At 65.6% G+C, this 11502-nt stretch carries 11 protein-coding genes; 4 read left to right on the top strand and 7 right to left on the bottom strand.

Features of this window, described 5'->3' with window-relative positions; all coding sequences use genetic code 11:
* Positions 1–183 precede the first annotated feature (183 nt).
* The 5 genes from ACIREI_RS05640 to ACIREI_RS05620 are packed head-to-tail and all read right to left on the bottom strand — an operon-like array spanning position 184 to position 3965.
* Positions 184–1152, bottom strand: a complete 969-nt coding sequence (locus ACIREI_RS05640) for an S-4TM family putative pore-forming effector (RefSeq protein WP_403327663.1) — start codon at positions 1150–1152, stop codon at positions 184–186.
* Entirely contained in the window at positions 1149–2015 is an 867-nt protein-coding gene (locus ACIREI_RS05635; protein WP_403327661.1) for a CBASS oligonucleotide cyclase, read from the bottom strand. Before ACIREI_RS05635 ends, ACIREI_RS05640 begins: the two co-directional genes overlap by 4 nt.
* 24 nt (positions 2016–2039) lie before the next feature.
* Positions 2040–2543: a hypothetical protein gene (locus ACIREI_RS05630; RefSeq protein ID WP_403327659.1), complete on the bottom strand. Its 504-nt coding sequence runs from the start codon at positions 2541–2543 to the stop codon at positions 2040–2042.
* Entirely contained in the window at positions 2540–2986 is a 447-nt protein-coding gene (locus ACIREI_RS05625) for a hypothetical protein (RefSeq protein WP_403327657.1), read from the bottom strand. Before ACIREI_RS05625 ends, ACIREI_RS05630 begins: the two co-directional genes overlap by 4 nt.
* 19 nt (positions 2987–3005) lie before the next feature.
* Positions 3006–3965 carry an AAA family ATPase gene (locus ACIREI_RS05620; RefSeq protein ID WP_403327655.1) on the bottom strand — a complete coding sequence of 320 codons (960 nt, stop codon included), beginning with the start codon at positions 3963–3965 and terminating at the stop codon, positions 3006–3008.
* A 191-nt stretch (positions 3966–4156) separates the two neighbouring features.
* Between ACIREI_RS05620 and ACIREI_RS05615 the strand changes: the two genes are divergently transcribed.
* Positions 4157–5272, top strand: a complete 1116-nt coding sequence (locus tag ACIREI_RS05615; protein ID WP_403327654.1) for a helix-turn-helix domain-containing protein — start codon at positions 4157–4159, stop codon at positions 5270–5272.
* A 180-nt stretch (positions 5273–5452) separates the two neighbouring features.
* Here ACIREI_RS05615 and ACIREI_RS05610 read toward each other — a convergent pair whose 3' ends face one another.
* Together ACIREI_RS05610 and ACIREI_RS05605 are read right to left on the bottom strand one after the other, a co-directional pair.
* A complete protein-coding gene (locus ACIREI_RS05610) occupies positions 5453–5734 on the bottom strand; it encodes a hypothetical protein (RefSeq protein ID WP_403327652.1) in 282 nt (93 codons plus the stop codon).
* 99 nt (positions 5735–5833) lie between these two features.
* Positions 5834–6907, bottom strand: a complete 1074-nt coding sequence (locus tag ACIREI_RS05605; RefSeq protein WP_403327650.1) for a hypothetical protein — start codon at positions 6905–6907, stop codon at positions 5834–5836.
* Positions 6908–7058: 151 nt separating this feature from the next.
* Here ACIREI_RS05605 and ACIREI_RS05600 point away from each other — a divergent pair, with 151 nt between their 5' ends.
* The 3 genes from ACIREI_RS05600 (at position 7059) to ACIREI_RS05590 (ending at position 11282) form a co-directional block, all read left to right on the top strand.
* On the top strand, positions 7059–7439 hold the full coding sequence (locus ACIREI_RS05600) for a helix-turn-helix domain-containing protein (protein WP_403327648.1): 381 nt from the start codon (positions 7059–7061) through the stop codon (positions 7437–7439).
* Between the two features lie 423 nt (positions 7440–7862).
* Positions 7863–8828, top strand: coding sequence for a tyrosine-type recombinase/integrase (locus ACIREI_RS05595; RefSeq protein WP_403327646.1), 966 nt, complete (start codon positions 7863–7865; stop codon positions 8826–8828).
* A gap of 564 nt (positions 8829–9392) precedes the next feature.
* The gene (locus ACIREI_RS05590; protein ID WP_403328054.1) at positions 9393–11282 is read left to right on the top strand and encodes a DNA/RNA helicase domain-containing protein; all 1890 of its coding nucleotides are present in this window, start codon (positions 9393–9395) and stop codon (positions 11280–11282) included.
* Positions 11283–11502 lie beyond the last annotated feature (220 nt).

Raw genomic sequence — 11502 nt, 5'->3', positions numbered from 1 at the left:
CGCTGCGGCCACCGGCCGTGGGTGCCGTGGGCGGGGTCCCGGGTCGTCACGACTGCCCGGGTTCGTGGTCGGTCCGGCGGGGGGCTGCACCCGCAGCAGCTTCGCGAGAGTTGCAGGCGAGGCGGTTCGACATTTAGTTGAGGCAGTTCGCTGGGCGGGCTTGGGTGTATCCTGCCCGGCGAACTATGCAGGTGGCGGTGTGTTTTGGGCGAGGCGGACGCGGTGGCCTTCTGCGGTGTCCCCGAAGTCGCGTTCGTCGTCGTCGCGGAAGCGGTTGTAGAACCACTCGGGTACTCGGGTGGTGTCCAGGCGGGTGCGGAGTACGCCGTCCTGCACGTCCCGTGCAACGTTTCGAAGGCGGTGCCATTCGTCGTCGGGGATGGGGCCGGGGCGTCCGTTGTGTAGCTCGGTGTTGACGACCTTGGTGAGTCGGTCGCGTTCGTCGGCCACCTTGCGTTGGCCGGACCAGATCTCGTAAGCGATCTGGTAGACCGCCAGGGACGGGACGAAGAAGCTAAGGAGCGTGTCGCCCAGAGTGGCGTCCGCGACCACCAAACCGGCGACGAAGCCGATGGCGGCCCACAGCATCGCGGTAGCGGCGATGAGGTGGCTGTAGCGGCGGCGGAGGCGGGCGTCCCAGGCAAGGTTCTGTTCCTGGGCAATGAACACGTCGTAGGGGTGGTGGACGTCGCTGGTGGGGTCGTACCAGCCGTCAGTGATGCGCTTGTCCTTCGGGCCACCTCGGGGGAGCTTGCGCGCGAGACGGCGGACGTCGGGTTCGGGAATGGGATCGCCTGCAACGGTGGCGCGCCACGGCAAGTGGAACAGGGCGACGTCGAACATCTCCTGGAGCAGGGCGCCTTGGCGGGCGGTGTTCCCGGCGAGGCCCTTGAGTGCGAACGCGGAGACGACGAACCAGAAGAACCCGACGATCGAGACGGCTGTTCGGCCGTGGCCGATCAGCGTGATCAGGACACCGGCGGCGGCGAGCAGTACGGCGGCGGTGACGCGCACGGCTTCGAGGAACTGGCCGCGTTGGTGGCTTGCCGACGCGGCGCGCTGGAGGAGCAACATGTCGTCGTCGAGCTGCCGCTCGTGGATGGCCCGGGATGGGATCCCGTGGACGCCGCCGGGGTCGGTGAAGAGGTTCATGGCCTGGTCATCCTGTTCCCGAACAGCTTCTTCCATTCGTCGTAGGCGGCGCGCTCCTGGCCCTCGTCCTCCAGATCGACCGCCCGCTCTGCGATGGCGCGGGCCTGGGTGAGTGCGTTGGTCGCGGAGAGTTTCTGAGCCGCGCTCATGACGGCGTTGACGTCACCGCCCAGGCCGGCGGGATCAGGCCACCCGTCGCCGATGCGTTCGGCGGCGGTGGCCAGGAACAGCACGATCTCGTCCTGGTAGCGCCCAATGGGCGGCTTCACCAGTGACTGGGCCATGACCTCCAGCAGGAAGGAGGGCGATACGGGCTCGCCGAGTTCGCGGTTGATGCCCTTGACCATCTTGACGAAGGGTACGTACTTGCCGTCGCAGTCGGCGTTCTTGGCGATGCTCAGCTCGTGGTGACGCTTGGGGTTCGTCGCGATCCAGCCGCCTGCCGAGGGATCGGGAATGTAGTAGCCACCGTCGGCTCGCTTGAAGGCGGGGACTACGTCGATCGACATGACCTCGTCGTCGGGGCCATAGGGGATGACGACGGCCGTGCCGTCGCGGGCGGCGGCGCTCCACTTCTCACGGAGCAGCGTCTCCAACGCGTTGATCACTTGGATGGGCGCCTGATCGCGGAAGCCGGCCTGGGAGCCGTCGGCGTCGAGGACCACGAAGATGTCGATGTCCTTCAGCTTCTTCGTCTTGGTGTCGCGCCGGTAGCTGCCGGTGAGGAAGTCGTCGGCGAGGTCCCAGTGCGACCGGACGAAATCGCGGATGGCCTCGTGCCGTGTCTTCGCCAAGTCCTGCTCGGTCTGGGTGATCTCCAAGTTGCGCTTGAGCTTGGTGAAGGCGTCGTCGATGTAGCCCATAGCGGTGTGTCCCTGCTCGTGGTCTCAGATGTGGTAGTACCGCATGCCGGTCGAGGCGTGCGGGGCGGAGCCGAGGGTGCCGAAGGTGATGCCGCGCAGGCCGTCGGTGCTCGCCCGCTGGCCGGGGCCCCAACCCGGTTGCGGGGTGCGCGGCCCGTTGAAGGTGCAGAACAGCCGGTAGTTGGTGCCCGCAGGCACCCGGTCGAACTTGGCCCGGAACCGGGCGGCTCGGGCACGAGAGGCGGTGAACTCGGCGTTGCCTTCGCCGGAGGTGCTGTAGGACACCGGGAACTCGATCACCGGTGCCACGGCGCCCGAGGGCTGGTGGCACTCGAGGACGACCGTGGCGAGGGAGCCCTCCTCGATCCACGCCTTGATCGCGTTCTCGTTCTGCACCCAGTCGCTATGCAGCCGGTCCATGTTGATCCCCAGGTCGGCGAGGATGTCGGTGATGGTGCCGAGGATGACGTCGGTCAGGTGCGTGGCGGTGTGGGTCCGGGTGTAGCTGTAGGTATAGGTGGAGGTCATCGCTCGGTCACCGCCCGTCGCAGAGCCTCACGGTTGATCAGCGGACCGGAGTTGGCAGCCTTCGCCTCCGGAGCAGGCGGGACAGCGTCGGACAACCGGACGTGACCGTCGGCGGCTGCCTTCACCTGCTCCTGGAGCGGGGCCGGGGACGGCAGGTGGATCGTGAAATCGCTGGCGCCCGCCGCGCCGGGGACGGGGTTGAGGTTCTCCTCCAACGTCAGCGCCGCCGTGCCGGACACCGTCGTGATCTCGCAGTGCACCTTGCCGGCCACCAGGGTGATCGGGTGCTGCTGCAAATGCCCTGCTGCGATCAGCATCCGCCCGACCGCCTCGGCGGCCGACATCGCCTGCACCGCCTCGTCGCGGGACAGCGCGGAGGACTGCGCCACGGTGTCCGCCACGAGGTCCGAGATCACCGCCCAGGTTCCGCTGGCGCTGCGCACGGGAGAGGCCGCCACCTGCCTAGTACGCCGCACGGGACACCTCCGGCTCGCTCGTCTCCGCGACGGCGTTGCACACCGCGGCGGCCAGGTCGTCCTCGGTGAGGCTGCCGGGGTCCAGCACCGTGTCCAGCCGCTGAGCCAGGGCTTCGAAGACCACCTTGCGCGTACGGCGGCCATCCAGCCCGTGAGCCGCCTCGGCGATGCGCTCCATCGCCGCGGAGCGCGCCAACTCACCCAAGGCGGGGTACTTGTCGGCCAACATCAAGAGCGTGGAGGCCAGGATCCTCCCCAGCGCCTCCGGCCCGGGAAGCGGGACGAGGATGGCGGCGTCGGAGCGGGAGAGGAACGCCTCGTCCAGGGCGGTGGTGAAGTTGCTCGTCGCGACGAAGAACAGGTGCGGGTGCTCAGCGGCGTTGAGATCCAAGGCAGTGAGAACCGCGTCGGTCGCACGGTGGACATCGGCCGGGTTGGCGGCCAGCGACGCCGCTGAGCGGGCGACCGCCATCGACTCCACCTCGTCAAGGATGACCACGGTCGGCACGCCATCCGACGCGAGACCCGGCACGTACTCGCCGAGCAGCTCACTGACCCGCTGCTGCGACTGCCCGTGCTCGGCGCTCATCAGCCCGTGCGGATTGATCTCGATCCGCCGGACCGCGCCTCCGCCGACGTAGCGGGCGACCTGCGCCGGCAGACCCCGCGCCAGGGTGGTCTTGCCGGTGCCGGGAGGACCGTACAGCGTGCACAAACCGTGCAACGCCGTCACCGCAAACGGCAGCTCAGGCCGCACAAGCAGCGACAACACCGTCTGGTTGCGCAACCGATCCTTGATCTCCTCCGGCACCACGATGGCGTCCCACAACGCGGCCTCCGCCGAGTCAACGGTGATCACCTCGTCTGACAGCACGCATTCCTGAACCCGCATCCCCTCAACTCCATCCCCCCACGCACGGTGGGTAACCTCAGATCTGAACATCATCTTCCGAGTTTTAGGTAGAGTACACGACATGACAGAGATGCAACTCGACACACTTCACTCAGGCGTGTTCCGCTAGAGCCGGGCGATTTGACCGCCCGGTAACCAAGGTGTGCCTAAGATGCGGGCGGAGCATTCAAGATCGAGATTCGTCCGCTGATCGGTGGACGTCGACTGGCGCGGAGACGAGCGACGTGAACGACCCGCAACTGGACCCCGGCGACATCGCGGCCCTGTTCGATCGCGCCAGGCTGCGAATGGCGCGCGAACTCCGTGGACTCACCCAGGTGCAGCTGGCCCGGGAAGTCGGCTCCGTCACCGCAGCTTCGATCAGCCAGTTCGAGAACGGACACACCAAGCCCGCCACGTCGACGCTTCGCCGGCTTGCGGTCGCTCTGCGGGTACCGCCGTCGTTCTTCGCCGCGCCAGCCCGCCCCCCTGCTCAGGATCAGGTCAGCGGGTTCTTCCGTAGCCTTCGATCCACCTCCCCCCGAGATCGCCAACAAGCGCTCGCCTACGTGCACCTCGCGCGGGAACTCGCACTTGAGCTCGAAAAATACGTCGCGTTGCCCGACCTCAATCTCCCGCGCGTCCCAATCGACGAAGGACAGCCTCTTCAGTCCACCGATATCGAACAAGCGGCTGCCCAGGTCCGTGACCACTGGAACGTCCCACGCGGGCCAGTTCAAGATGTCGTGCGACTGCTGGAAATGAACGGAATTGTTGTTGTCCGCTTCCGTGTCAGCATCGAAAAAGTTGATGCATTCTGCGTCGACTTTCCCGACAGGCCCGTTGTCGCTCTCGGGGCCGACAAGGGCCTGCGTGACCGTTCCCGCTTCGATGCAGCCCACGAATTGGGCCATCTGGTCTTGCATGGCGTCACTGGAAAAATTGGCGACAGGGTCACTGAGAGCCAAGCCCACGAGTTCGCCGCTGCGTTCCTAATGCCAGCCGACGACATCAGAGCCGAACTTCCGGAGCGGCTCGACTGGCCCGCATTTCTCCGCTTGAAGGCAAAATGGCACGTTTCGCTAGCCGCCCTTTTGGTCAGGGCAAAAACGCTCGGCGTCATGAGCGAACACACCTACGCTCAAGGATGGAAAGCGTTGTCCGTCCGAGGGTGGAGAAAGGTGGAGCCAGGTCCCCTGGGGAATCCAGAGGCTCCCGTACTCCTGCAGCGCGCACTAGAACTCATGGAAACAACGGGTATCTCCTTCGCTGATTTCATCAATCGTTCCGGCCTTCCGGAAGCCGACGTTCGAACCCTGCTCAGTCGGGATATCGGCGAACGACCCCGCGTGGAGTTCTGAGCTACCTCACCCGGCCACTCAGCACCTGAGGTCATCGAGACCGAAGTGGTGATCGTCCCAACGCCGACGTAGTTCGACGAGCCCGACTCGGTCGGTGTTACGACCTCGCGTTCGCTTTATCGGATATGTGCGCGGTCGGGACACGGTCGGGCGGACCGCGTCGGCGCGCAGGTCTCGAACCTAGAGGGCGCGGTCCAGGGCCAGTTCCATGATTCTGTCGGACACCTGCATCGGGCCCAGCCGAAGCCGCTCCAGCTCCGACACGCGCTGGTTCTCGGGCACTGCGAGTAGCCGGACCATCTCGGTGCGCAGGTCGTACGGTACCTCCTCGTCCAGTGTGGCGTGCAGCCGGTCGTTATTCTTCTGGCGGACCGCGGACGCCATGCGGACCAACGTCGTGCGGTTGCTCACCGGCCACACCACCGCCCGGTCGAACAACGCGCGGGCCCTTCCAATGGCCACCACACCCGCGCCGCCAGGAACTCGCGCAGCTCCTCCTCACCCTCGGCGAAGTCCCGGTAGCCGTATTCGTCTCGGATATCCCACGCATGTGCTGACTCGTTAGCGGCGCCGAAGTTCGGTTGGCTCATACATGAGCTGATATACGTTGAGGGCCGAGTGTTTCATTCGGTAGATGGTGATGTTCGAAAGAAAATCTGTCTTTACTGCGGCACTCCGCCGTTGCTGCCCGTCCTCACCGGCGCTGATGATCCAGTCCTCGATGTGCTGTGGCAGCGTGAACGTGAGGCGATAGGAATCCGCATCACCATTCCTGGGAGTGAGGACCCACTCTGAGCCACCATGATCGGCTGTGCGTCTGATGCGGACTGAGTGCGCTGGATTCCGGGAGGCGTAGTCGAGGAATCCCTTTCGGTTGGTGGTGTGCAGGGGAAGAATGAATGGTGCTGCAGGAAAACCGATCAGCAGCTCCGCCTCGCCGTGGCTGTTGAGGCTCTGGACGAAGTCGTTCAGGGCGTCCTGTACGGCCTGATCGGCGGGAGCCGACAGTCCTTCATCGATCAGTGCAAACGAATCTCCAGGCAGTTCCCTCGGTGTCTCCAGGCCCAGCCTCACCATGGTGCGCACCCAGTTCACGATCCGGTTGGGGACATTTTGCCCCGGCGATGTGGAGCAGAGTGTGGAGGCGAGAGTTTGAATGTGGTCCCGCAGCCATGTGAACGAGTCCCCCGATAGGTCGATCAGGGAGATCTGGTGTGCAAGGGCGAACTGCTGGGCGCTCTTGCTGAATCCACTGGTCGAGAAGAGGGCATAGGAGTAGTGGTACCGGCGTCGAGGTCGGCTGCCACCCGCATACGTGAAGTTCTGGTTCACATCGCTGATGACACCGTGCGCATTGCGGACGACGTCCAGTCCGCAGGTGCGGTTCTTGTCATAGAACTTCGCCTCCAGGAACAGGCGGATAGGCAATGAGAACGCCGGAGTGAAAGGGAACTCGCCGAGGGCATCGACCTGATGTTCTGTTCCCCGCCCGACGACATGGAGCGTGTTCCGTCTCTGGACGAGTTCGGATCCGTCCTTGTCTCCCTGGGTCAGGAGGCTGTAGCCGCTGTTGCGGAGCAGCCATGCCAGAGCCTCTTCGAGTAGATAACCCCTCAGTGCCTGTGCGGTGGCCATGGCAATCCCCCTTTGTCGTCCCCGGGCGCTTCTGGGCAGGTTACGGCACGGCTTGGATAACTAGCCGTGGACTCGCGTGAGTTGACCTGCAACCGGGCCTGGCCTCGCACTATCACGACGGGACAGCCGCACCAAACCGCTGAATCCCCGGATGCTGATCCTGCTCGCCGACGGTGATCCGCCCGGCTTCGCTGGCGGTGGGTGGGAGAACGAACGACCGCTGCTCAGGCAGCGCTTACCTCGGAGACACGCGATGCGTAACCAGTCCCAGTCTGCGGTTGAGGCTGCGTTCCTGAACGTTCAGAACGCTGCAAAGTACATGGGCATCTCGGTGAACACCCTCTACGTCTGGCGCCATCGCCGGCAAGGGCCGCCCAGCTTTCGGATGGGGCCCGGCGGGAGGGTCATGTACCGCCGGGACCTGCTCGATGCATGGCTCAGTGAACAGCAGCAGGCGGACTCGCGGTCGAACCCGGCCCTCAACCCGCTGAACAAGGCCCCGCGGCAGCGTGAGCGCCGTCGGGCTGCCTGACCTGGGAAAACGGTTCTGAGGAGTTCAGCAGCACTCGGAATTTCATGCGCATGGAGATCGTCTGTGTGTCTGATCGCGACGCAGATCGCGCCGAGAGAAGCAAGGCGAGGCCGAGGGTAAGACGAGTATGGCGGGTTACATCGAGGACCGGTGGCTCAAGAAGCGGCCGAACAAGGAGACGGGCAAGCGCGAACGCACCGCGCTTTGGGGCAAGTGCACGCGCTACCGCGTCAAGGGGATACCGGGCGTCCGCGACCGGTCCTTCGACACTGTCGCGGACGCCAGGCATGGCTGGCCGAGGCACAGACCGACACGCGTCGAGGAGATTTCGTCGACGCGCGAGACGGTGCGATCAGCCTTCGCGAGTACGTCGAGAAGCACTGGTGGCCGTCGCAGGTTCATCCGGCTCAGACGCTGGAAAGCATGAGGCACCGGATCTGGGGACAGGTGCTCCCGCAGCTCGGAGACCTGGCGCTCAGGGACATCGGCGTCGCGGAGCTGCGCAAGTGGTCGGCCGACGTACAGAGGGCCGTGGCGTCGAGCACAGCCTACGTGGCGTGGGTGTACCTCAAGGCGATCATGCAGGCCGCGGTCGAGGACAAGCGGTTGTACCGCAACCCATGCAAGGGCAACAGCTCGATCAAGCCACCGAAGAAGCCGGAGCGCAAGGCTCGCGCCTGGGAGCAGGACCGTGTCGTCGCCGTACGGGAGGCGCTGGCCGCCCGGTACCGGATCACGGTCGACCTCGGGGTCGGGTGCGGACTCCGCCAGGGGGAGGTGTTCGGGTTCAGCCCAGACGATGTCCACGACGGCTTCGTGCACGTGGAGCGGCAGATCCTCATGTACAAGTCGCAGCTGTACTTCGGTCCGCCCAAGGGCGGCAAGGAACGCGACGCGCCTCTGCCCCAGGCGATCGCGAAGCGGATCCTCACGCATCAGGAGCATTTCGAACCCATCGAAGTGACCCTGCCGTGGCTGGATCCCGAGGAGCCCGACGTCGCACGCGAGGACCGGCGCAAGGTGACGGTCCGGCTGCTCGTCTACACGGGGCGGCGCGGCCCGATCAACCGCACGACTTGGAACACCAAGGCATGGAAGCCCGCGCTCGCCGAAGTGGGAGTCATCCCGCCGCTGCCCGAGCGGCAGCCAGGCGAGAAGCCGTCGCGTGTCTGGGAGCCGAGCCGCGAGCACGGCTTCCACGTCTTGCGCCACACGTACGCTTCAGTGATGCTCGAAGCCGGTGAGTCGATCGTCTCGCTCGCGAAGTGGCTGGGGCACTCCGACCCGGCGTTCACGCTCCGGACGTACACCCACTTCATGCCGCAGGCCGGCGCGCGAGGCCTGTCCGCCATCGAGGCCTGGCTCACGGACTCGGCCGAAAGTCCCTGAGAAGTCCCAGAAGGCTGAACCAGCCGCCGGATGCCCGCAAACATGCAGGTCAGAGCGTGATCGCTCCCTGAGCGGGACAGAACCCGGCGTATAGCCCGACTCGTCTGCCGCTCTTTATTTCCGCAGGCCAGAGGCCTTGGTGTTTCGATGACCAAACGCCCAGGAGGTCATTGACTGCGACAAGGCCAGTAGTCGACTTCGTGGACCGCGCCAACTCATTCGGCGGCACCTCCCTACCCTTCCGCTTCGAGGTACACGCGCTGATCAACAGCGGCGATGCTGTCGGCCGGAACGGGCTCCGCCAGGGACTCTGAGGACCGGAGGGAGGCCCCGTCTACTCAGGACAGTGCCTTCCGTAGTTCTACGAAGAACCTGACGCCCCGGAACGGTGAGTATCGCCACGGCTCCTGCCGCCACTGTGACCACCGGTACGACTGTCAGTACCTCCAGGTACCCTCAAACACATCGTCAACGCGGCCCGACGGGCTTCCGCTCCACCTCGGTGGAGTCTCGAAGGACATGCCCCCACCCGCACGAGTCTTTCGTGCTGCCTGGGGGAAGTCCTTGCTGTTCCGCGCGTCCGCGAAAACGGTCGCCGTCATGGCACTCGACGGTTCGCTGTTCCTGCACCTCACCGACAAGTTCGTCCACATGCACGGCTACCGGCCCGGCACCTCGGAGGTGCGTTCCTGGGAGCGCAGCATCCCCGCCCTGGCCGCCGCACTCAACGACGCCGGTCTGGGCGACGTGGAGGTCATGCTGGAGTACTCGCTTCCGCTGAACAGTAAGCGTGCGGACGTCGTGCTCGCGGGAGTGCATCCCGTCACGGGCGAACCGTCGTACGTCGTGGTGGAGCTGAAGCAGTGGAGTCAGGCGCTTCCTCACGAGGACGACCCCACCCTGTGCCATGTCGACGCGTATGCCCAGCCGGTCCTCAACCCCATCGAGCAGGTGCGCCGCTACTGCGCATACCTCGTCAATTTCAATGGGGCGGTGGCTGAACACGGGCAACGGGTGGCCGGAGTGGCGTATCTGCACAACGCCACCGAGTTCGGCGTGACCGGACTGCGCGAGATCGAGCGTGACGGCCACGGACTGCTCTTCACCGAGGAACGCCGCGGCGCCTTCCTCGACCACCTTCGTACGAGGCTGAGCGCCAAGCATCCGGGGGCCCAGGCCGCGGACGAACTCCGCGCGGGCGCCACGGTGCCGTCGAAGCAGCTCATGTCCGTGGCTGCTGAGGAAGTGCGTGAACGCACACAGTTCGTCCTCCTCGACGAGCAGCAGGTCGCGTACCGCCTGGTGCTCAACGCGGTGGAGAAGGCGAAGCACGCCGATCGCAAGGAGGTCGTCATCGTCACGGGCGGCCCCGGCACCGGCAAGAGCGTGATCGCTCTCCAACTGCTCGGCGAGCTCTACCGGCGTGGGGTTCCGGCACTGCACGCCACCGGCTCGCAGTCGTTCACGAAGACGATGAGGAAGATCGCCGGAGCCCGCAAGCGGGAAGTCCAGGACCTGTTCAAGTACTTCAACAGCTTCATGACGGCCGAGAAGAACAGCCTGGGTGCGTTGATCTGCGACGAGGCACACCGCATCCGGGAGACCTCGGCCAACCGGTACACGCGTGCCGAGAACCGTACCGGCAGGGCACAGATCGACGAACTCATCGACGTCGCCTACGTGCCTGTCTTCTTCCTCGACGAGCACCAGGTCGTCCGTCCCGGCGAGATGGGTACCGTGGCCGAGATCAAGGCGGCAGCGGCGAAGCGGGGCATCCCCTGCCAAGTCGTCCCGCTGGACAGCCAGTTCCGCTGTGGTGGCAGTGACGCATACCTGCGCTGGGTGGTCCGCCTCCTCGGTCTGGAGCCGGGCGGGCCGGTCGTCTGGGAACCCGACGGCCGCATGCAGTTGCTGGTCGCCGACAGCCCGCAGGAGATGGAGGCCTTCCTCGAAGAGCGTCGGACTCATGGCTACGGCGCACGTATGTCCGCGGGCTACTGCTGGCGCTGGTCTCCGGAACCCAAGCCCGGCGCCCCGCTCCCGCCCGATGTCGTCATCGGCGACTGGGCTCGCCCCTGGAACTTGCGTGGCGACCGCTCCGTCTCCGGCGCGCCCCCGGCCGCTCTGTGGGCCACCGACCCGGCGGGTTTCGGGCAGGTCGGCTGCGTCTACACCGCCCAGGGCTTCGAGTACGACTGGTCCGGCGTGATCATCGGCCCCGATCTGCTCTGGCGCGGTGACCGCTGGATCACGGACCGCACGGCCTCGAAGGACCCGGTCTTCAAGAAGTCCACTCCAGACACCGACGTGGACCGCCTGATCCGTAACACATACAAGGTGCTGCTGACCCGGGGCATGGTCGGCACGGTCGTGTACTCCACTGATCCTGAGACGCGAGAGAAACTGCGTGAGTTGGCGAGCGGAGGGCTGAAGCGGAAGCCCGCGCAGGTCTGACCGCAGGGGGATGCCGCCGGAACAGATCAAGACGGCCTATGGATCGGAGCAGCCGGGTACTCCATCAGCTCTGCCTCCTTCGAGATGTCTGCAAAGGACGGGAGGGGGCAGGCGAGCGACGGTCTCGCGCGTCAGCGGCAGCTCGTCGAAGATTCGGCGCACGGCTTCGAGGTTGATGGGCTGCTCGTAGTCGTCCTCGGCGAACGACTGGAACGTTTCG

It is taken from the genome of Streptomyces sp. NPDC093591, from assembly GCF_044764885.1.
Classification (GTDB): domain Bacteria; phylum Actinomycetota; class Actinomycetes; order Streptomycetales; family Streptomycetaceae; genus Streptomyces.
The sequence above is the reverse complement of the archived record's forward strand: the minus strand, read 5'-3'. Positions and strand labels throughout refer to the sequence as shown.

What these genes read in the sequence shown, in the direction of transcription:
- ACIREI_RS05595 (WP_403327646.1), top strand. Translation starts at nt 7,863, where the DNA reads ATGAGGCACCGGATCTGGGGACAGGTGCTCCCGCAGCTCGGAGACCTG.
- ACIREI_RS05620 (WP_403327655.1), bottom strand. Translation starts at nt 3,965, where the DNA reads ATGATGTTCAGATCTGAGGTTACCCACCGTGCGTGGGGGGATGGAGTT.
- ACIREI_RS05605 (WP_403327650.1), bottom strand. Translation starts at nt 6,907, where the DNA reads ATGGCCACCGCACAGGCACTGAGGGGTTATCTACTCGAAGAGGCTCTG.
- ACIREI_RS05630 (WP_403327659.1), bottom strand. Translation starts at nt 2,543, where the DNA reads ATGACCTCCACCTATACCTACAGCTACACCCGGACCCACACCGCCACG.
- ACIREI_RS05640 (WP_403327663.1), bottom strand. Translation starts at nt 1,152, where the DNA reads ATGAACCTCTTCACCGACCCCGGCGGCGTCCACGGGATCCCATCCCGG.
- ACIREI_RS05600 (WP_403327648.1), top strand. Translation starts at nt 7,059, where the DNA reads ATGCTGATCCTGCTCGCCGACGGTGATCCGCCCGGCTTCGCTGGCGGT.
- ACIREI_RS05635 (WP_403327661.1), bottom strand. Translation starts at nt 2,015, where the DNA reads ATGGGCTACATCGACGACGCCTTCACCAAGCTCAAGCGCAACTTGGAG.